Below are 20,622 nucleotides of genomic sequence, written 5' to 3' on the forward strand. Positions count from 1 at the left end.
CGGAAGTGCGACGGCGTCTCCGCGCGCACCGACGCGCGCGTCATTACTTCAAGAAGCTCATGCGATGGTCGACATGTTTCGCTCCGCGACCTCGTCCACCGCTTCCTTCACGATACCGACGATCTCGTCCGCTTCCGCACGCGTCATCACGAGCGGCGGCGCAAACCCGAGAATGTCCCCATGCGGCATCGCGCGCGCGATCACGCCGCGCTGCAGCGCCGCGGCCGACACCTGCGCGCCGATCTTCCGTGCGGGATCGAACGGCGTGCGCGCGTCCTTGTCGGCCATGAATGCGAGCGCAGCCAGCATCCCGACGCTGCGCACCTCACCGACGAGCGGATGCGCATCGAACGCGTCGCGCAGCTTCGCGCCGAAATACGCGCCCACTTCCGCGGCGTTGCCGACCAGGTTCTCGCGCTCGAGAATCGCGAGGTTCGCGAGTGCGGCGGCCGCGCGACGAAGACCCGGTTCGCCGCGCAACAGTCCTGCCCGGAGGTCTGGAACTTCGCACTGACGGCGATCCACACCGCCTGGTCGAGATCCGCATCCCCGGTCACGATGAACGGCGCGTTGCCGCCCAGTTCGAGCGCGATCTTGCGAATGCTGGCCTTCGCCGCGGTTTCGGTCACGCGCCGCTCAACGCGCGTCGATCCGGTGAAGCTCATCGCACGCACGCGCGCATCGCCGACGAGCGTTTCCATCGTCATCTGCGGTTCGCCGAGCACGACGCTGAACACGCCGGCCGGGAACCCGGCCTCGTCGGCGAGCTGCACGAGCGCCGAGAACGGCGTCTCGTGCGCGGGCTTCACCACCACCGCGCAACCGGCCGCGATCGCGGCGGCGGCCTTGCGCGCGATCATCGCGACCGGGAAATTCCACGGCGTGATCAGCGCCGCGACACCGACCGGCTCCATCACCGTGCCGAGATGCGCGCCGTCGATATGCGTCGGGATCGTGCTCCGGCGAGTGCACGATGCACGATCGAGAAGTCGACCAGCTCGCGCTCGGCCGTATCGAGCATGTAGTTCGACATCGATTCGGTCACACGCGCGGTCACGAAGCTGCCGAGCCCGGCGTCGCAGCGGGCTTGCAACGCCCCGACACGCCGGGCACGGATCGGCCAATCGCCAAGGGGCATGTCGATCGCCCCGGTCCGACCGGTCTGGTCTGATCCGATCCACCGGATCGCACGCGCTGCCTCGCGATCCACCGCGCGCTCACAACCTTACAGCTTGACCGGCCCCTGCCCGCCGCCTAAATTGCTCGTTGCAGGTTGGCACCCCGGCGAGCGTCAATGACACCCGGGTGACGAAAACGATAGTTTGCTATCGAATGTTTTTGCCCCTATCATCCCGCCCATGACCAATCTGCACGATCTTCGCCTCGCCGTCAGCAGCCTGCTGGTGCTCACCGCGCGCAAGTGGCGCCGCACGAGCGACGCCGTGCTGACCGCGTACAACGTGTCCGAAGCCTGCGCGACGCCGCTGCTGATCGCCGGCCGCCTCGGCGAAGGCGTGCGCCAGGGCACGCTCGCCGAATACGTCGGCATCGAGGGGCCGTCGCTCGTGCGCCTGCTCGACCAGCTGTGCGCGGCTGGCCTCGCACGCCGCGACGAGGATCCGCACGACCGCCGCGCGAAAACGATTTCGCTGACGGCCGCCGGCCGCGCGGTCACCGCGAAGATGGAAGAAGACCTGCGCGTGCTGCGCGCCCAGGTGCTCAAGGGCGTCACGCGCGCCGATCTCGAAGCGACGCTGCGCGTCCTGAACGCATTCAACGCGGCCGATGCGCCTCATCCGGCGTCGCGCCCGTCCCACCCCGCCGATTCCGCGTCATGACCTATCCGAGCCTTCGCGACTGGCTGTTCTCGGGCAAGACGTTCGCCGCGTCGATGCTGGCGCTGTACCTCGGCCTGTATTTCCAGCTGCCGCGTCCGTACTGGGCGATGGCGAGCGTGTACATCGTGTCGAACCCGTTCGTCGGCGCGACGCGCTCGAAGGCGCTGTATCGCGCGCTCGGCACCGCACTCGGCGCGGCCGCCGCGATCCTGTTCGTGCCGCCGTTCGTCGAGACGCCGATCCTCTTCAGCGTCATCGTCGCGACGTGGTGCGGCACGCTGCTCTACCTCGCGATCTCCGACCGCACCGCACGCAGCTACGTGTTCATGCTCGCCGGCTACACGATGCCGTTGGTCGCGCTGCCGACCGTCGCCGATCCGTCGACGATCTTCGACGTCGCGATCGCGCGGACCGAGGAGATCGTGCTCGGCATCGTGTGCGCGAGCGTGGTCGGCAGCGCCGTGTTCCCGAACCGGCTCGCGCCGACACTGATCGAGCGCACCGACGCGTGGTTCAAGGACGCCGCGTTCTACGGCCGCGAGACCCTGTCCGGGCACCTTGCCGGCAAGGCACTGTCCGCGTGCCGGCAACGCCTCGCCGCGACCATCACCGGCCTCGAATTCCTGCTGAGCCAGCTGAGCTACGACCATGCGCACCCGCGCGTGCTTGCCCGCGCGCAGGCGCTCGCGGGCCGCATGCAGCTGTTCCTGCCGCTGATGTCGTCGCTCGCCGATCCGCTGATCGCGCTGATGCGCGACCTGCACGTGCGCCCGCCCGCGCTCGACGCGCTGCTCGCCGACGCCGCGAAGTGGTTCGACGCGCCGCTGCCGGCCGTGAAGGCCGGCACCGACGGCAAGATGGCCGACGATCCGGTCGCCGACAACCTGCGCGAGCGCATCGCGTCGCTGCAGCCGCCCGACAGCGCGCTGACGAGCTGGGACGGCGCGCTGCTGTCGAACGCGCTGTGGCGGCTGCACCAGGTCATCGACATCTGGCAGGACTGCCGCTCGCTGCGCGCGCTGATCGCGAACGAGTCGGGCGTCTGGCAGCCGCGTTACCGGCACTGGCGGCTCGGCGGCACCGAGCGCTTCTTCGATCGCGGGATGATGCTGTTCTCGACGCTGACCGTGGTCGGCGCGATCGTGTTCGCGTGCTGGCTGTGGATCCAGTCCGGCTGGCACGACGGCGCCGGCGCCGTCACGCTCGTCGCCGTCGCGTGCAGCTTCTTCGCCGCGCTCGACGAACCTGCGCCGCTGGTGTTCAAGTTCTTCCTGGCAACCACCGCGAGCGTCGTGTTCGCGGGCCTGTACCTGTTCGTCGTGCTGCCGCATGTGCACGACTTCGCGATGCTCGTGCTGATGTTCGCCGGCCCGTTCATCCTGATCGGCACGCTGCTGCCACGCCCGCAGTTCAACATGGTGACGATGCTCGTCGCGGTGAACACCGCGACCTTCGTCAGCATCCAGAGCGCGTACGAGGCCGACTTCTTCGTGTTCCTGAACAGCAACCTCGCGGGCGTCGCCGGGCTGCTGTTCGCCTACGTATGGACGCGGGCGACGCGGCCGTTCGGCGCGGAACTCGCGGTGCGGCGCCTGCTGCGCTCGGGCTGGGAGGACGTCGCCCGCTCCGCTTCGACGCAGCCGCTCGACGACCAGCGCAACCATGCATCGCGCATGCTCGATCGCGTCACGCAGCTGCTGCCGCGCCTCGGCGCGTCCGATGACCACCGCCATCCGTCGATCGAGAGTTTCCGCGACCTGCGCATCGCGCTGAACGCGCTCGACCTGCGCCGCTCGCGCCGCAAGCTGTCGGGCGACGTGCCCGACGCGATCGATCGCGTGCTCGCCGGCGTCACCGATCACTACACCCGCTGCGCGGCCGCGAACGCGCGCCAGCCCGCGCCGCCGGCGCTGCTCGCGTCAATCGACGATGCGCTGCAGCGCGTGGCCGGCCGCAACCTGCCGGGCGCGCCGGCCGCATCGGCCGCATCGGCCGCATCGGCCGACGACGGCACGACGCCCACGGCGCCGGCCACGCCCGCGACGCACCGCCGGCTGCGCGACACGCTGCACGCGCTCGTCGGCCTGCGGTTGTCGCTGTATCCGGCCGCGGCTGCGCAACCGCCGCAGGCCGCACCGGACGGAGCACGCGCATGATCCCGCTTTCCAACCAGTCCTTCCGACCGCGACCATGATCGGCGAAATCGACATCTTCGGCGTATTCGTGCCGGCTCCGCTCGTGCTGATGCTGATCGCCTATCTGATCAACGTCGTCGTGCGCGCGCTGCTCGAGCGCGTCGGCTTTTACCGCCTCGTCTGGCACCGTTCGATCTTCGACCTCGGCATCTACGTGTTCGTGTTTGCCGCCGTCGTCATCGTGTCTCACCATCTCGTGGCTAGCTAACCGTGAAAAAAACCTGGCTCTCGGCAGGGCAGATCCTGCTCACCCTGATCGTCGTCGTCGTGGCTGCCCTCGTGCTGTGGCGGATCATCAATTACTACATGTTCTCGCCGTGGACGCGCGACGGGCACGTGCGCGCCGACGTGATCCAGGTCGCGCCCGACGTGTCGGGGCTCATCACCGCGGTGCAGGTCGCCGACAACCAGGAGGTCAGGCGCGGCCAGGTGCTGTTCGTGATCGACCAGGCCCGCTACACGCTCGCGCAACGGCTGGCGGAGGCGACGCTCGCGCAGCGCCGCGCGACGCTCGCTCAGGCGAAGCGCGAATATGCGCGCAACCTGCAGCTCGGCAACCTGGTCGCTAGCGAACAGGTCGAGGAAAGCCGCACGCGCGTCGAGCAGGGCGAAGCCGCCGTCGCCGATGCGCAGGTGTCGCTCGACACCGCGAAGCTGAACCTGCAGCGCACGACGATCGTGAGCCCCGTCGACGGCTACCTGAACGACCGCGCGCCGCGCGCCGGCGAATACGTGCCGGCCGGCCGCGCGGTGCTGTCGGTCGTCGACCGCAATTCGTTTCGCGTCGACGGCTACTTCGAGGAAACCAAGCTGCGCGGCATTCATATCGGCCAGCCGGTCGATATCGTCGTGATGGGCGAGCCGCATCCGCTGCGCGGCCACGTGCAGAGCATCGTCGCCGCGATCGAGGATCGCGACCGCACGCAGGGTGCGAACCTGCTGCCGAACGTGAACCCGGCATTCAGCTGGGTGCGCCTCGCGCAGCGCGTGCCGGTGCGCGTCGTGCTCGACGAGGTGCCCGACGACTTCCGGATGATTGCCGGCCGCACCGCGACCGTTGCCATGCGCTCGCCCGATGCGCGCCGTGACGACAAGGCGAAGCCGGCTGACGGCGCGTCGATGGCGGCCGCGGCGTCAGCCGTGCCCGCAGCCGCCAGCGCGACGGGAGCATCGCAATGAAGCGGCATGGCCTGCGCCTCGCGGCGGCACTCGCGCCGCTCGCGCTCGCACTCGGCGCGTGCAAGTCCGTCGGCCCCGACTACACGCTGCCGCAGCAGGCGTACGTGAATGCGCCGCTCGCGAACCATGCGCTCGACGACGCGAACGGCACGCTCGTGTCGCGCGACGCGGTGCCCGGCAACTGGTGGCAGCTGTACGACGATCCCGTGCTCGACGAGCTCGTGCGCAGCGCGCTGAAATCGAACACCGACCTGCGCGTTGCCGCGGCCAACCTCGCGCGCTCGCGCGCCGCGCTGGAAGTCGCGAACGAACAGGGCGGCTTCTCCGGCAGCGCGGAAGCAGCCGTGCAGCGTGCGCAGGAATCGGCCGAGCAATTTCTGCTCGAGAACAAGCTGCCGGTCGTGAACGAAGGCACGGTCGGGATCAGCGTGTCATATGAACTCGACCTGTTCGGCAAGTTGCGGCGTGGCGTCGAAGCCGCGCGTGCGGACAGCGAAGCCGTGCAGGCGGCCGCCGACCTGGCGCGCATCACCGTCGTCGCCGATGTGGTGCGGGCGTACGTCGAATCGTGCTCCGCCGGCGACGAGCTCGCGATCGCGAAGCAGTCGCTCGCGCTGCAGCAGCAGCGCGTGAAGCTGTCGCAGCGGCTGCGCGATGCGGGGCGCGGCAACCAGACCGACGTGACGCGCGGCGTCACGCAGGTGCGCACGCTGTCGGCTGACATTCCGCGTTTCGAAGGCCGCCGCAAGATCGCGCAATACCAGCTCGCCGCGCTGCTCGCGCGCTCGCCGGCCGACCTGCCGAAGGCGGTCGCCGAATGCGAGCGGCTGCCGAAGCTGCGCCAGCCGATTCCGATCGGCGACGGCGCCGCGCTGCTGCGTCGCCGCCCCGATGTTCGCGAGGCCGAGCGTCGGCTCGCCGCCGCGACCGCGCGGATCGGCGTCGCGACCGCCGCGCTGTATCCATCGATCAGCATCGGTGCGTCGGCCGGTTCGGTCGGCATCGCCGCCGACCTGTTCTCGTCCACCACGAATCGCTGGTCGTTCGGACCGCTGATCAGCTGGTCGTTCCCGGTCAACGGCCAGCGCGCACGCGTGCGCGAAGCCGAAGCCGCGACCGGCGGCGCACTCGCGCACTTCGACGGCGTCGTGCTGAACGCACTGCGCGAAACGCAGTCGAGCCTCGCGACCTATGCGGCCGACGTGCAGCGCACCGATGCGCTACGCACGGCCTACGAATCGGCGCGCAATTCCGCCGACGAAACGCACCGGCTCTATGCGGCCGGCCGCGAGTCGTTCATCTCCGATCTCGATGCGACGCGCACGCTGACGAGCGTGCGCGCGCAGGTCGCCGCGGCCGAAGGTCAGGTCGCCGCCGACCAGGTGAAGCTGTTCCTCGCGCTCGGCGGCGGATGGGAAGGCAATGCGGCGCCCGCTGCATCGCAGCAGACGTCGGCGGCCGGCGCACCGGCTGCCGCGTCGGCCGCGGCCAGATAGAACGCGCGCGGGGCGGCTCGGCGCGCGTGACACGCCTGCTGTCCCGCACCATCGTGCGCGGTCTCGCATGTCCGATATGTCGATACCGGCGTCGCGCGTTACCTGCATTGCCGGTAAACTCGTGCGCAGTTCCCGTCATTCGCTCGCCGTCTGCCGGGCGGCCCCTTTCCCGGAGAGTCATCATGCGCACCAGCGCCCGTAACCAGTTCGCCGGCCAGATCGATGCCGTCAAGCCCGGTGCCGTCAACGACGAAATCACGCTGCGTACCCAGGACGGCCTCGACATCGTCGCCGTGATCACGCACGGCAGCGCCGCATCGCTCGGTCTCGCGGCCGGCACGAACGCATTCGCGCTCGTCAAGGCATCGTCGGTGATCGTGATGGTCGACGTCGACAGCAGCAAGGTGTCGGCCCGCAACTGCGTCGCGGGTACCGTGTCGTCGATCGCGAAGGGCGCGGTCAATTCCGAAGTCGTGATCAAGGCCGCGGGCGGCGCGGAAATCGTCGCGATCGTCACCAACGACAGCGTCGAGCGTCTCGGTCTCGCGAGCGGCAAGGCCGCGTCCGCGATCTTCAAGGCGTCGAGCGTGATCGTCGGGGTCGAGTGATCGCCCGATCATCCGATCGATTGCAATGACGACCCGTCGTTCGCCGCGCCCGCAAGCGGCGCGCAAGCGCGCACGATGACATCCGCGCTCGAGCACGCGCATCAACGCACATTGCAATCGCTGCTGTCCGGGGCGGCCGACGCTGCTTCCCCGGATGCCTATCTGTTCGGCACACTCGTTGCGGCACGCGCATACCGCAACGAGCTCGCGCTGCTCGGCCTGTCCCCCGTCCGATTGAGCGGTCTGCTTGCCCGCCAGTTTCCCCATCTGCGTACCACCGATGCCGTCGCACTCGTGTCGACCGTCGCCATCGCGCCGCTGCCGGTCGCGCATGCGCAATTCGTTGCGACGCTGCACGCGCTGCTGATGCGGGATGCACATCCCGCTGTCGCGCGCGACGATGCCGACTGTGTCGCGGCAATCATCGCGCATGCGTGCCTCCGCCCCGATCACCTGTGGCGCGATCTCGGCCTCGACGGGCGCGATGCGGTAACCGCGATGCTCGACCGCTATTTCCCTGCGCTCGCCGCGCGCAACGTCGCGCAGTTGCGCTGGAAGAAATTTCTCGCACAGGAAGTGGCCGGATCGCTCGGCCTGCCGCCCGGGCCCGCGCCCGGATGTCCGGGCTGCGAGGATTTCGGATGCTGCTTTCCCGCGGAACGATAGCCGACAATGCAGCCCGCGCGGCTTGCCGGTACGCATCGTTTGACCGATCGTGCGCGGCATCTGTCTGCGCGCTGTCCGCGCCTTCGTTCGATTGCGAACGCTCACCGGAGAAACAACCGTGACCGACGTTGCGAGTCCCAATCTGCCGTCGCGCGATTTCGAAGCCACGTCGCTGTTCTACGCGAAGCTCGGCTTCGACGAAACCTGGCGCGATGACGGCTGGATGATCCTGAGACGCGGCGACCTGCTGCTGGAATTCTTCCCGCATCCCGGCCTCGACCCGGCCACGAGCTGGTTCAGCTGCTGTTTCCGGCTCGCCGACGTCGGCGCGTTTTTCGACGAAGTGCTCGCGGCCGGCATTCCGGAGCAGGCGACGGGCTGGCCGCGCGCGCATCGACCGAAACGCGAGGCATGGGGCGGCACCGTCGGCGCGCTGATCGACCCGGACGGTTCGTTGATTCGACTGATTCAGACGGACAACTGAATCGATCGGTGTCGGCGGGGGCAGAGGGCACGAAACGACACCCCATAAACGGTTACCTTGCGATACGCATTGCGCGCGGCGCGCATCGTTCTCCTTGCGCCACGCGGTCAGTGTCGATGGCGGTGATGAATGTCCGGGAAATGCGCGTGACTGTGCGTGATCGGCAGATGCACGTGCGGATGTGTGTGCGGCTCGTTGCCGTCGTACGGAAAGTCGTGCGTGTGCTGATGATGTTCGTCATGCCGATGCCGGTGCGTATGCTCGAGCCGCTCGTGCGCATGTTCGTGTTCGTGCCGTTCGCGCACGTGCAGCCAGATGCCGAGCGCCATCAGCGCGGCCGCGATCCAGAACGTGGCGGACGGCAGCGCCGGCCAGATCAGCAGCGACAGCACGACGCCGAATAGCGGTGCCACGGAAAAATACGCGCCCGTGCGCGCACTGCCGAGATGACGCAGCGCGACGACGAATAACACGAGACTGATCCCATAGCCGCCGAGGCCGGTCAGCATCGCGGCGGCCGTCGCCGGAACGGCGGGCAGCGACGCGCCGGCCGCGAGTGCGATGCCGATATTCACGGGCCCGGCGACCAGCCCTTTCACGCACGCGATGACCATCGCATCGTTCGCGGCGACCTTGCGAGTCAGGTTGTTGTCGATTGCCCAGCACAGGCATGCGCCGGCGATCAGCAGCGCGCCGACCGGCACGCCCGCGCGCCCCGGCACCCACGACAGCAGCGTGCCGCCGGCGACGATCGCGACCATGCCGAGAAACACCTGGAGATCCACGTTCTCGCGAAACACGACCCACGCGATGACCGCCGTCAGCACGCCTTCGAGATTGAGCAGCAGCGCACTCGTCGCGGCCGGGGTGCTCGACAGCCCGAGCATCAGCAGCGCCGGGCCCGCGACGCCGCCGGCCGCGATCGCGCCGGCGAGCCACGGCAGGTCCGCGCGTTGCAGCGGCGCGGCATCCTCGGCCTGCGCGCGCTTGCTGCGCAACTCGCGCAGCAGAATCCCGATCGCAAGGCCGATCCCGCTGCCGAGATAGAACAGGCCCGCGACCATGAACGGCGACATCGCGCCAATCAGTGCCTTGGCGATCGGCGTTGCGGCGCCGAACAGCGCGGCGGCGGCGAGCGCGACGAGAATCGCGGAGTGTCTCGGGTTCATGATGCGATCTTTGCGCAGGGCGTTGGGCGTATGGAGTGGGTGAGCTTCATGCGATGCCGTGGCCTGTACGGTTTGCCGATGGCGTTCAATTTCGGGGAATGCAGGGCGCGTCACGTCGGCTTTCAGGCACCTGTCGCGTCATGCGTCGTCGGCAATGTATGGCGGCCGACGGTCCCGGCCAGGAGATTATCGCGTTTGTGTCGCGGGTCGCCAACTGGTGGCTGGGTGGCCCCGCAGCAGTGGCGGCCAGCCCTGATACCGCACGTCGGTCTCGTGACCATGTCAGTCCTTCGCGCCTGACAACGGCGCATGCGAGACAGAAAGGCGTGGGAGTGAATGCAACGCTTCCTCTGCAATTCCATTACATTAGGAAAACGAATTATTTGAATGAAAAGGGAATAGGTTCGTGATGCACACTGCCTCGTTCGATTTCGGTCGCCATGCTCGGTCGGCACAAGCGATGCATTGCGCAAGTCGTGTCGGCCGACGCGCTTTCATCGCCGATTCGATCGACAGTTCAATGCAGGCTGGATGATGACAGACTGGCGATGTCGCCAGCGGAGGCAGTCCCGACCCGCCCCGAGCGGGGACAGGTCGGTCTGTCACGTGATGCGCTGCACGCGTGGTGCAGGCAGGCCGTCACCGCACGGTCGCGCGGCGACGCATCGCGCGTTACTCGCTCGCGGCCGTTTGCTGCTCGGCCTGCGGTGCTGCATCGGCCGGTGCTTCCGCGGTTGCCGGCTGCGGCGCGGCGGCGGCGGCCTGCGCTTGCGCCTTCGGCTGCTGCGGTGCACCCTTCGCCGCTTGCGCGCCGCCCTTGCCGCCCGGACGGCGCGACTTCAGCCGGCGCGCACGCGCCGCGTCGTCGTGCGTCACGCGCCCGGCTTCGTTACCTTGCAGGTCGACCCGCACCGCGTCTTCGACGAGACACGACCAGTAACGATTGCCGCGACACCACGTGGACATCGCCTCGCGCAGTTCGGCCTCGCTCAGGCCGACCGCCTGCGCTTCGCGGGCGAGGTCGTCCCAGATACCGACCTTCAGCGGCACCTTCGGGGCCGGATTCTTCGGGAACGCGCTCGGGAACCGGCGCTGCAGTTTCCCGATCGCGACGATGACTGGATCGACCGGCGTCGACGGCTTCGACGGCTTCGCCGCAGCGGGCTTGGCACCGGACGGCGCTTTGGCCGCGGCACCCGATTTGGCCCCACGAGCGGGACGATCGCCGGACTTCGGCTTCGCGCCGGCGTCCGGTTGAGCAGCCGGTCGCTTCGCGTTGCGCTCCTGCTTGGCCTTGGCTGCGAGCTGCGCCCGCAATTCGGCAAGTTGTTCAAAACCCATAAATTCAATCCACCAGGAATATAAGGTGTGGTTCGTGCAAGCCATTCCGCACGTCGGCGTTTCGCCGCATCGCCTGCGGCGTGCTGCACCGATGCGTAATATTGCGGGGCCGCATCGCCACAACCGCTGTTTCAGGCACCCGGCCACGATGCCGGACAAAGGCAGGAGTGGAAGTATACCGGTACATGCGGCAGTCGGTTGACTCACCGGTTCGCATTTGACGGATCCGGAGCGCGGGCGATGCATCCGCGCGGTCGCGTTGCGCATTATGGCGACGTTTTCGAAAGGTTTCGACACACGCGTTACGTAGTGTCGCTTTCGGCACATTCGGTTTGGGTGCGCGGGTCACGCATTGCATCGGTTATTCCACAGTACGGAATGACAAGCGATGGTGCAGGCAGCGAAGACACCGACGCTTGCGGACTCGCACCGCCCGACAGACCGGGCCTTCGCGTACGATCCGTGCGGCGTGGTGGCGTGCGCATCGATCGCTACCGGTATTCAATTAGTTGCGTCCGCACCGATCACCGATCGTACGGCTGCGCCGGAAAATGCGTAGTATGGCCGGATCGATATCGTCGGCAGTCTGTCGCGGCCGGTTTCACGCCGCGCGGGTCGGCCGATGATCGCTGTTGAATGCAAAGAGACCCCGGTTGTACGAAACGGAGCGGATATATGAATCCCCGGCACGACCTCCCGCGCGACGGCATTACGCGCGAAGAGATTCACCATAGGCAGATCGACATGCGCGGCTATCGGCGCAGCGACGGCCTGTTCGAAGTCACGGCCTGTCTCGCGGACCGCAAGACGAGCGATTTCACCCCGCCGGGCGGCACACGCACGGTCGCGGCGCTGGCTCCGATTCACGATCTCGGCGTGACGCTGGTCTTCGACGCCGACATGATCGTGCGCGCGGTATCCACGTTCATCAAGTCGCATCCTTATGCACAGTGTCCGGGCGGCGGCGACACGCTGCAGGCCCTCGTCGGACTGCGTATCGGTGCCGGCTGGAACAGCGAGGTCCGCAAGCGCCTGCCATCTTGCGACACGTGCACCCATCTGAAGGAAATTCTCGGTCCGGTCGCGACAGCGGCCTATCAAACGATGGTCGGCATGCGTCCGCCGTCGCTGAATGACCGCGACGGCGACGGAAAGCCGCTCAAGATCGACAGCTGCTATGCGTATGGCGCTTCGCGCGATCTCGTGAAAAGCCTGTGGCCTGAATACCATCAGCCGATGGTGTCGGCCAAGGGTGGCTAGGACATCGATACCCGACCGGTGCCGCTGCTGCGCAAGGCGATGCGGGCTAGCGGCGATGTTGCGCGAGAGGTGCGTGTCGCCCGGACTTGGTGCGATTGGAGACCGCTCGGCAAGCGTCGCACTCCGGTCCTTGCGTGCGGCCGTGGCCCCGCTTCGACCGCGTTGATCGCCGATAATCAGAACACGCCGAGCGCGAGCCCCGCAGCAAGACCGGCACCGATTTCCGCGCAGCGCGCGAGATCGTCGCTGTCGATCGTCTTCGGCGCGAGGATGCGCTCCGGCGTCTGCGCATGGGTACAGACGATCAGGCCGGGCGCCACATTCCTCAGCCGCCAGCCGGTCGCGATCCGGTCGATCTGGCGCAGCGCGTTCTGTCCGTCGCTGCCCGCGCAGATCATCACCGCATACGGGCGGCCGTTCACGCGATCGAGCACCGCGTAGTAGCAGCGATCGAAGAAATCCTTCATCAACCCGGACATCGCGGCGAGATTTTCCGGCGTCGCAAACAAGTAGGCGTCGGCGGCGAGCACGTCGTCCGCGCTCGTCGCATCCGCACGCTGCAACCTGACGTCGACGCCGGATTGCTCGCGTGCGGCAGCGGCGGCCGCTTCGGCCATCTGTTGCGTGCCTCCGGTCATCGTGTGATAGACGATCAACAGCGTCTTCATCGGTGTTCACTCACGTTCGGTTTCATATGCGCCCGTCACACGGGTCGGTACGGCTCAAACAGGCTCATGTCGACGTGTGTGCCGGCCCTGCGTCGCCCATAGGCACCAGGCGCTTTCTTCCAGGCGGCAGATGCATCACGCACGCGCAAATCGGCGCGCCCGTTCCGCGTCGCGCTTCGCACGACGCGCGGTCAGCCCTGCCCGGCACCTGACGCACCGGTGTGGTCCGGACGCGCGTAGTACGCAAGAAACATGTCGGCCGCCGTTTCCGCGACCTTCTGCTGTTCCTGCGCGCCCAGCGGCGGCTGGCCCATCGTCACCTGCGGCCAGAACGCGAATGCTTTCACGATCCCGTGCAGCTGATGTGCGGCGAATGCGGGATCCGTCGCCGACAGCCGGCCGGCCGCCGCTGCCGCACGAATCCAGACCGTCACGTCTTCTTCGCGCTCGCCCATGCGTTCGACCATGTCGCGCGCGCGCTCCGGTGAGTGGATGGCCGCGCCGATCGCGACGCGTGCGAGCGCGAGAAACGCTTCGTCGTTCAGCAGCCGCAGTTTGCGGCTCAACAGCGCGAGCAATTGATCGCGCAACGGCACGTCGGCGCAGTAGGCCGGCGCGCCGGCGGTCAGTGTCGCGTCCCACAACTGATGCAGGATCGCTGCGAACAATGCTTCCTTGCCGGGGAAGTGATTGTAGACAGTGCGCTTCGACACGTCGGCGCGAGCGGCGATGCGATCCATGCTGGTCGCGTCGTAGCCGGCCGCGCGAAATTCCTGGATCGCGGCGGCGAGAATCGCCGCGCGCTTCCGATCGGTCAGGCGCTGGGGGGAAGAGCTCGTATCCATTAAAAAATTTTACACCGGCGAGTTTACTTTTCCCAGGGATAAACTACACTGCTTAGTGTACTTTTATTTCCGGACGAATCGACATGGCTTCGCCTCTCGTTTTTCTTCATCGTGTATTGGGTTTCGCCGCCGCCAGGCGTGGCCGCACGCTATCCGGCGAGTCGCCGCAGCACAACGGCGAACGTTTCAGCAATGTCGCGCCGCGACCGGCCGAAGGCTTCGCCAAGATGCTCGGCATTGCATGGAACATGCTGGTCAACAAGCCACGCAACACGATGCCGACAGGCGCATTGCCGATCGATTCGCTGACGCGCGAGCAACTCGACGCGGCCCCCGACCGCAGCCTGTATCGGCTCGGGCATTCGACGCTGCTGTTGAAGCTGCGCGGTGAGTTCTGGCTGACCGATCCGGTATTTGCCAAACGCGCATCGCCGTTTCGACGCGTCGGCCCCAAGCGCTTCCATGCGCCGCCGATTGCGCTCGAGGATCTCCCGCCGTTGCGCGGCGTAATCCTGTCGCACGATCATTACGACCACCTCGACCGTGACACGGTACTCGCGCTTGCGGCCACGACTGGCGTGTTCGTCACGACGCTGGGCGTCGGCGACCGTCTGATCGAATGGGGTATCGACGCCAGGAAGGTGCGTCAGCTCGACTGGTGGCAGAGTGTCGACGTCGACGGACTGACCCTGACCGCGACACCGGCGCAGCACTTCTCCGGGCGCAGCCTGTTTGACGGCAACAGCACGCTGTGGGCGTCGTGGGTCATCGTCGACGACGATCTGCGGGTGTTCTTCAGCGGCGACACCGGTTACTTCGACGGCTTCCGGACAATCGGCGAACGCCTTGGTCCCTTTGACGTGACGCTAATCGAGACCGGAGCATACGACCCGCAATGGCCGTACGTACACATGCAGCCGGAGGAAACCATGCAGGCGCATCTCGACCTGCGCGGTCGCACGCTGATACCGATTCACAATGGCACGTTCGATCTCGCGATGCATCGTTGGCAGGAACCGTTCGAGCGCGTCACCGCGTTGGCAATGGTGCGAGGTGTCGATCTGTCGACGCCCAGGATGGGCGAACGGCTCGATCTGAATGAGCCACATCGCGGCGAACGGTGGTGGCGAACCGTCGATGACGCAGAAAAGATACGCGCAGCGAAAGTCAGTCGGTGGCAACCTTGCGCATCGCAAGCAGCGGAGTAAGGTCGCCGGTCGCCCGCGCTTCTGGTTGGAAGCGGGGCGACGGCTTTTTCCTCACGGCACGGGGGTTCGGCGACAAACTAACCGATTGATGATCGGTGACGCCAATCGTCAGCCCGGAAAGCAGATGTTCGGCGTCGGCCGAATGCTCGGGCCGACGACGGTGATGCCTTACTCCTCTCGACGCAGATTCCGAATTCGTCCACGCCTCGATCGTCCCCTGAGGCTGCGGCGGCGATCATCTCAGGCTGTCTACGGAGTTGTCTTTCGCTCAACGCCGTCCTTGGATGCCCTGTAGATTCAATATAGCCAGGCACAAGCCTCGACCTCTCCCGACATCTGTCAATTTCGCCATCCGGCAAGCGCGTTGTCACGTGACAACTGGAGAGGAACCATATCTAGCGAACTCCTCTGGCCTGGTCAGCGTGATGTACCAAGTCGCTGGTGCGTCGGCCAGGCTGCGTGCTTCGGAGCATCTGGAACGTATTATTTACTACAAAATACGTTATCAATGACACATTTTGGCGTCGGGCATCGTTGCCTTGAACCGATTTCCCGCGCGAGCTTCATGCGCCCCCATTTTGCATGTTGATCACGTTCATTTTGCGTGAAACAACATGAAGAAAGTGGCACAACCTATTGCTGGACAAGGGTTTACGAAGACACCCCATTTTTCTGAAATGTTTCACGCCCCGCGGATTCGTGTCGTCGTGGATCACCAAACATGTGAATTCGCCTTGGATAGAGGAATCGCACGACGATGCTGGGTAGATCCGATGCCGGTGCCGACCTCCATCACTCGTTGATACAACAAGCTCCGAATATCCGCCCCTCCCCTGCCCTCATTGCCGTTGCAACGGCAGACGTCCGTTCGCGGAATTTAATGGGGCCATATCATTAATCCGGAATCCCAACCGGCAGCCGTATTGAGGTTGTGCGCTCGCACCGATCAGAAACGCCTATCGGGAAAGCACCAGCCAGTCTGACCAGTTGGTGGGAATTCAGCTTGCGCACACATCTCGGCTCGAGAACGGGGGCCTACGCCGATATCCCACTGGTCATTTCGGCGTGACACCGCAGTGGTTGTCACGTGACAACCACTCAGCCTGCATGGCGCATACACCAGCGACGTGACGCAACTACAACCACGTGGATATCCCCGGATTCCTTCATGTTAGTAATCTCTACAGTGGCCCCGCTGAGGCAGAGGATGTCCGTCCACTATCGCCCGATGAGGTTGTCACGTAACAACCCGCAGTCGCAGTCGCAGTCGCAGTCGCAGTCGCAGTCGCAGTCGCAGTCGCAGTCGCAGTCGCAGTCGCAGTCGCACGAGCACGAGCACGAGCACGAGCACGAGCACGAGCACGAGCACGAGCACGAGCACGAGCACGAGCACGAGCACGAGCACGAGCACGAGCACGAGCACGAGCACGAGCACGAGCACGAGCACGAGCACGAGCACGAGCACGAGCACGAGCACGAGCACCAGCACGAGCACGAGCACGAGCACGAGCACGAGCACGAGCACGAGCACGAGCACGAGCACCAGCACCAGCACCAGCACCAGCACCAGCACCAGCACCAGCACCAGCACCAGCAGTTACATTTGGACTCAGACTGCAGCAACTAGGAAACAGGATCTGACGGAATCACAACCACATGTCGAATCTGCATGATTCCGTCGATACAGATTTACTGTCCCTGGTCAGCCTTGTCGACTTGTCACGTGACAACCGCAGATTCCGATGCCGTTCAGGCTAGCCAAGTCGTTAGCAAACGGCACCAGCGATTTCAGAAGAAGAACGAAACCGTGCTTCGAATCTCCACTGCGATTCCTGGTCGCTTCTCAACGCAGAGCACTCTATTTAGCGTCTTCTATATCGAATGATATTTTCGTCAGTTTTTATTTTTCATTCTATTTCAAGCAACAAATAACCTGTTGACCACTTGGTCGGCTTGTCACGTGACAATTGCATCAATCAGCAAACTCATTTCGTCATCTAATACTTTTCTGGACTTTCGAGCAATAACTGCATATATTATGCAAAACTCCTTGGAGGAATTTAATGGCTTTCAAGATCGCCGTCAGCAATCAAAAAGGTGGTACTGGAAAGACGACCATCTCTGTCAATATCGCAGCGGCCTTCGAGGCCGGCGGCAACAAGGTCGCGTTGATCGATGCCGACCCTCAAGGCACGTCAGTCAGATGGGTGACGAGCGGCGAAAATACGCTCCCGATGACAGTGCTGTCGTTGGCCCCCGCCGGTCGCGGAATTGGCGGCGAGATCAAGAAGCAAGACTCGAATTTCGATGTGATCGTCGTTGACTGCCCAGGCAACCTCGAAGATCCGCGCATCGCGTCCGTGCTCGAAGTCGCCGATTTCTGTCTCGTGCCGCTGTCTCCGTCGCCGGCCGACCTGTACAGCACCGTCGCGATGATTCGCATGATCGAGTCGATGCGTGCCGTTCGTAACCCGAATTTATCTTCCGCGCTGATGCTGAATAGCGTCAATGGAAAAACTAAAATGCGTGAAGAAATTTTAAAAATTCTAAGAGCTGAAGAAATAGGGGAGCATCTGCTCGACAGCCAGATCGCGCAGCGCGAGGTCTATCGGCAGACATTCGCTCTCGGCACCACGATCCATCATCACAATCGATACCTGAAGGGACTGAAGGAAGCCCGCGCGGAAATCGAGAGACTGGTCACCGAAATGGCCCAATACATCGCGTCGACGCGCGCTACCGGAGCCGCTCATGGCTAAGGACACCTCGAAAGACAAGAAGCCGACCGGCAACCTGCATCTCGCCGCCGGCCTGCTGCGCGGGCTCGCGCAGGAAAATGCGGCGCTGGAAACACGCCTGCCCGAGCCGGCGCCCGCATCGAATCCCGCTGCCGAAGCGGCCGCCCCCGTCGGGCCGAGCGCGGCCACGCCCGCCGATGCGCCGGATCTCGGCGCGCCGCAGAAGGTCGCGGTCAAGGATTGCATCCCGAACCCGTTCAACCCGCGCGTGTTCTATTCGGAGTCGAGCCTGCACGAGCTCGCGCTGACGCTGAAGCGGGAAGGGCAGATCGAGCCGATCAAGGTCACGCGGCTTCCGGAATTTCCCGGCAAGCTCGTCGTGATCGACGGACAACGCCGCTTGCGCGCGACGAGCATCAACGGCGACGAGACGATCAACGCGACGTTCCGCACGGACCACACACCCGAGCAGCTCTATACGATCGCGTATCGCGCCAACCACGACCACGAACGCCAGACGATCTTCGACGATGCAGTCGCGTGGAAGCGTCTTCTTGACGAAAAGGTCTTCCCCGACCAGAACACGCTCGCGGAGAAGATCGGCAAGGACAAGGCATCGATCAGCAAGACACTGTCGCTGAACGCACTGCCAAATACACTGCTCGAGCGGATGGCCAGCGCGAACGACGTGGTCGGCCTCCAGGCGGCGTACTTCCTGAAACTGATCTTCGAGCGCTTGGGCGAACCGGCTGCCGACCGTCTGCTCACGGCGGTGATCGACCGGAAAAAGTCGGTACGCGACCTCGAGAATTTCCTGCGCGCGCAGAGCGACGGCAACAAGAAGACGGGGCGCACGCGCTACAGTGTGCGTCACGATTTCGCGCTCGAATCGCGCGCGATCGGTCAGCTGAAGACCTATCCGGACGGACGCCTGGATCTGCAGCTGAAGGGCGTCGATGCGTCCCACCAGGAATCGCTCGCCGACCGGCTCAAGACAGTGATCGACGCGTACGTCGCTGAACTCGCGGTAGCCGCGCAAAAGTAAGCGCCCAAAGCAAAGGCCTCGCACCTGCACGACACCGCGCAGCCGGATAAAGTCCGGTGCACGACGCATGCCCGGCTGCGAGGCCTTGATCAGTTGGTCGCGAGACTGCTTTTCAGCAGGAATTCCAGCAAGTCGTCCGAGGTCGGTTCGCCCCAGGTATCGAGCGCCAGCCACCGGAAGAAACTGGTTTGCGCCAGCTTGCTCGCCTTCTTCTTCGGCGACAGCGTGAGATCCTTCGAACCGGCCACCGTCTCGTTGTAGCGCTCGATCAGCTTGGTCTGGTCGTCGATCTCCAGCTCGCGGAAATACGCACCCGCTTCGTCGACCTTCGCGGCCAGATATTTGTCGCGAATCTGTTCCTGCTTGCTCTGCGCGGATTCCTTCGCCGGCGCGGCCGTTTCGGTCCCCTGCCCCTCGGCCAGCGTATAGCCGTGCGTCAGCGCCTTGCGGAAATATGCGGCCACGTTGTCGACCGGCGCCGCGTTCTTCTTCGTAGTCCGATTGAGCGTATAGGCGATCGCCGCCTTGATGCGCTGCACGCCGTACTGCGTGATCAACCGGCGTGCTTCCGAACGCGGGATGCCGAACTTGGCGACTTCGTCGACAAGCGCTTCGTTCTTGACGTCGCCTTCCTCGACCATATCCGCGCTTTGCTTGCGCGTCACCTTGAACTGCACGGCCTCCACGCTGCGACCTGACTTGTGCTCGATCAGCTCGAGCGTGTGGTCGGAAACTTCGTTTACCTCCTGAATACACGGCACCAGGACCTTGCTCTTGAAGAGCTTGTACTCCTTGTACGACTGAGATGCCTTGTCCTGACCGAGAATGAGATCGCGAAATTTCGGCAGCGGAATCTTCGCCGTGATGCCGATCCCCTCGTAGCGCACCGTATTTTCCCAAAGGGCGAGCGAGTGCGAGCGCCGAAACTCGCGCGCGATCCGCATATCGATAAGTGCGTAGATCTCCGGATTGAGCAGCTCGCTGCGAATCTGGTCGGAGAAGCTGTACTTCAGCACCGATTGCTCGAGCTCGGCCCCGGCGAGGAGGCCGGACGCCTTCCACACCGTCGAGCGGTCTGCGGCAAGGTAGTCCCAGTTGACGACAGTACTGATCAGCGAGTTGACCGTATCCTTCACGTACTTCGTATTGTTGCTGTTCAACCCGCTCTCGTGCGAGAGCGCCGCGATCGAGATCGAGAAGCTCGTCCGGCCGGGCTCGAACGCTTCCTGACGAAGGGCGTTCTTGATCAGCGAGCTGAACATCTTGCGCTGCTGCAGGCCGATCTTTCCGGACTTCGGAGCGATATGAATGGCCTGGACCGCCTTGCGCAGCAGATCGGGAGGCTCGGGCGTCTGAAATAGCGAAACCTGCTTGTCGGAGCCTTTGATTGCGGGCTTACGCGGCATCGTGATGTCCGGAGAAGGTGACCGTGTTGATGGCGGACTTTATACCTTTTCGGTCCCACGAGCAACGCCTCTTTCTAAAGCATTACATTCGATATCGCCGCTAACCTCTCGTCACAAAAGGGAAATTCCTTGTTTTCGCGACTGTGCAATGCCCCATATCCATATACCTTTCGGCCAAAAATAGCTCCCAAATCCTGCTACCTGAGCGGTTCGCAACGAAGAACCGGCACGAGACTTGCCCTACAGAAGGTACCCATTCATGGGAAACAATCGACCGGAACGGGATTTTGCGAACCTGATTCGTGATGCCCTGCAACACGATCCGCATGCTCCCATAACAGGCTACCTTCAACGCTCCCCATGGATGGGTACCTGTCGAAATCCGCAGCCTTGCCGTTTTGTCTTCATACGTACCCGGCAAACGAAAAGAACCACCATAAACGACTACCTTCAGATTCCCCCACAGAAGGCAACCT

18 protein-coding genes and 2 pseudogenes are annotated in these 20,622 nt (G+C 64.7%); 12 read left to right on the forward strand and 8 right to left on the reverse strand.

Annotation, left to right across the window (positions count from 1 at the left end):
- Positions 1-57: 57 nt before the first annotated feature.
- Both AC1Z3W_RS19700 and AC1Z3W_RS19705 read right to left on the reverse strand, forming a co-directional pair.
- A pseudogene (locus tag AC1Z3W_RS19700) lies at positions 58-453 on the reverse strand (aminotransferase class III-fold pyridoxal phosphate-dependent enzyme); the annotation flags it as partial.
- Positions 414-959 (reverse strand): annotated as a pseudogene (locus AC1Z3W_RS19705) (aldehyde dehydrogenase family protein); the annotation flags it as partial. The pseudogenes AC1Z3W_RS19700 and AC1Z3W_RS19705, both read right to left, overlap by 40 nt.
- Before the next feature lie 399 nt (positions 960-1,358).
- Between AC1Z3W_RS19705 and AC1Z3W_RS19710 the strand changes: the two are divergent.
- From AC1Z3W_RS19710 to AC1Z3W_RS19745, 8 genes are all read left to right on the forward strand, one after another.
- Positions 1,359-1,838, forward strand: a complete 480-nt coding sequence (locus AC1Z3W_RS19710; protein ID WP_057928755.1) for a MarR family winged helix-turn-helix transcriptional regulator — start codon at positions 1,359-1,361, stop codon at positions 1,836-1,838.
- On the forward strand, positions 1,835-3,994 hold the full coding sequence (locus AC1Z3W_RS19715) for an FUSC family protein (protein ID WP_483508296.1): 2,160 nt from the start codon (positions 1,835-1,837) through the stop codon (positions 3,992-3,994). The genes AC1Z3W_RS19710 and AC1Z3W_RS19715 overlap by 4 nt, the downstream gene beginning before the upstream one ends.
- A gap of 34 nt (positions 3,995-4,028) precedes the next feature.
- Entirely contained in the window at positions 4,029-4,241 is a 213-nt protein-coding gene (locus AC1Z3W_RS19720) for a DUF1656 domain-containing protein (RefSeq protein ID WP_057928753.1), read from the forward strand.
- 2 nt (positions 4,242-4,243) lie between these two features.
- Positions 4,244-5,212, forward strand: coding sequence for an efflux RND transporter periplasmic adaptor subunit (locus AC1Z3W_RS19725; RefSeq protein ID WP_057928752.1), 969 nt, complete (start codon positions 4,244-4,246; stop codon positions 5,210-5,212).
- Positions 5,209-6,708 carry an efflux transporter outer membrane subunit gene (locus tag AC1Z3W_RS19730; RefSeq protein WP_057928751.1) on the forward strand — a complete coding sequence of 500 codons (1,500 nt, stop codon included), beginning with the start codon at positions 5,209-5,211 and terminating at the stop codon, positions 6,706-6,708. Before AC1Z3W_RS19725 ends, AC1Z3W_RS19730 begins: the two co-directional genes overlap by 4 nt.
- Before the next feature lie 182 nt (positions 6,709-6,890).
- Positions 6,891-7,316: a TOBE domain-containing protein gene (locus AC1Z3W_RS19735; protein WP_057928750.1), complete on the forward strand. Its 426-nt coding sequence runs from the start codon at positions 6,891-6,893 to the stop codon at positions 7,314-7,316.
- 75 nt (positions 7,317-7,391) lie between these two features.
- Positions 7,392-7,982, forward strand: coding sequence for a nitrogen fixation protein NifQ (locus tag AC1Z3W_RS19740; RefSeq protein ID WP_057928749.1), 591 nt, complete (start codon positions 7,392-7,394; stop codon positions 7,980-7,982).
- 118 nt (positions 7,983-8,100) lie between these two features.
- Positions 8,101-8,466 carry a bleomycin resistance protein gene (locus tag AC1Z3W_RS19745; protein ID WP_057928748.1) on the forward strand — a complete coding sequence of 122 codons (366 nt, stop codon included), beginning with the start codon at positions 8,101-8,103 and terminating at the stop codon, positions 8,464-8,466.
- A 107-nt stretch (positions 8,467-8,573) separates the two neighbouring features.
- On the opposite strand, the gene AC1Z3W_RS19750 is transcribed toward AC1Z3W_RS19745, so the two are convergent.
- Positions 8,574-9,635, reverse strand: a complete 1,062-nt coding sequence (locus AC1Z3W_RS19750) for a DMT family transporter (RefSeq protein WP_124834804.1) — start codon at positions 9,633-9,635, stop codon at positions 8,574-8,576.
- A gap of 672 nt (positions 9,636-10,307) precedes the next feature.
- Positions 10,308-10,976 (reverse strand): ProQ/FinO family protein, encoded by a 669-nt coding sequence (locus tag AC1Z3W_RS19755; RefSeq protein ID WP_124834805.1) that lies wholly within the window; start codon positions 10,974-10,976, stop codon positions 10,308-10,310.
- A 675-nt stretch (positions 10,977-11,651) separates the two neighbouring features.
- Between AC1Z3W_RS19755 and AC1Z3W_RS19760 the strand changes: the two genes are divergently transcribed.
- Positions 11,652-12,236, forward strand: a complete 585-nt coding sequence (locus AC1Z3W_RS19760; protein ID WP_057928745.1) for a DUF2889 domain-containing protein — start codon at positions 11,652-11,654, stop codon at positions 12,234-12,236.
- 176 nt (positions 12,237-12,412) lie between these two features.
- Here the strand turns inward: AC1Z3W_RS19760 and AC1Z3W_RS19765 are convergent, their stop codons facing one another.
- Together AC1Z3W_RS19765 and AC1Z3W_RS19770 are read right to left on the reverse strand one after the other, a co-directional pair.
- A complete protein-coding gene (locus AC1Z3W_RS19765; RefSeq protein WP_057928744.1) occupies positions 12,413-12,904 on the reverse strand; it encodes a flavodoxin family protein in 492 nt (163 codons plus the stop codon).
- A gap of 191 nt (positions 12,905-13,095) precedes the next feature.
- A complete protein-coding gene (locus tag AC1Z3W_RS19770) occupies positions 13,096-13,749 on the reverse strand; it encodes a TetR/AcrR family transcriptional regulator (RefSeq protein ID WP_057928743.1) in 654 nt (217 codons plus the stop codon).
- Positions 13,750-13,832: 83 nt separating this feature from the next.
- On the opposite strand from AC1Z3W_RS19770, the gene AC1Z3W_RS19775 reads away from it, so the two are divergent.
- The gene (locus tag AC1Z3W_RS19775; RefSeq protein ID WP_483508299.1) at positions 13,833-14,957 is read left to right on the forward strand and encodes an MBL fold metallo-hydrolase; all 1,125 of its coding nucleotides are present in this window, start codon (positions 13,833-13,835) and stop codon (positions 14,955-14,957) included.
- A gap of 1,237 nt (positions 14,958-16,194) precedes the next feature.
- Here AC1Z3W_RS19775 and AC1Z3W_RS19780 read toward each other — a convergent pair.
- Positions 16,195-16,548 carry a hypothetical protein gene (locus AC1Z3W_RS19780; protein ID WP_483508300.1) on the reverse strand — a complete coding sequence of 118 codons (354 nt, stop codon included), beginning with the start codon at positions 16,546-16,548 and terminating at the stop codon, positions 16,195-16,197.
- A gap of 472 nt (positions 16,549-17,020) precedes the next feature.
- Here AC1Z3W_RS19780 and AC1Z3W_RS19785 point away from each other — a divergent pair, with 472 nt between their 5' ends.
- A complete protein-coding gene (locus AC1Z3W_RS19785; RefSeq protein ID WP_057928740.1) occupies positions 17,021-17,716 on the forward strand; it encodes a ParA family protein in 696 nt (231 codons plus the stop codon).
- Positions 17,709-18,740, forward strand: a complete 1,032-nt coding sequence (locus tag AC1Z3W_RS19790) for a ParB/RepB/Spo0J family partition protein (protein ID WP_057928739.1) — start codon at positions 17,709-17,711, stop codon at positions 18,738-18,740. Before AC1Z3W_RS19785 ends, AC1Z3W_RS19790 begins: the two co-directional genes overlap by 8 nt.
- Before the next feature lie 89 nt (positions 18,741-18,829).
- Here AC1Z3W_RS19790 and AC1Z3W_RS19795 read toward each other — a convergent pair whose 3' ends face one another.
- Positions 18,830-20,146, reverse strand: a complete 1,317-nt coding sequence (locus tag AC1Z3W_RS19795; protein WP_057928738.1) for a replication initiation protein — start codon at positions 20,144-20,146, stop codon at positions 18,830-18,832.
- Positions 20,147-20,622 lie beyond the last annotated feature (476 nt).

It is taken from the genome of Burkholderia sp. 10_S31 (assembly GCF_056930375.1).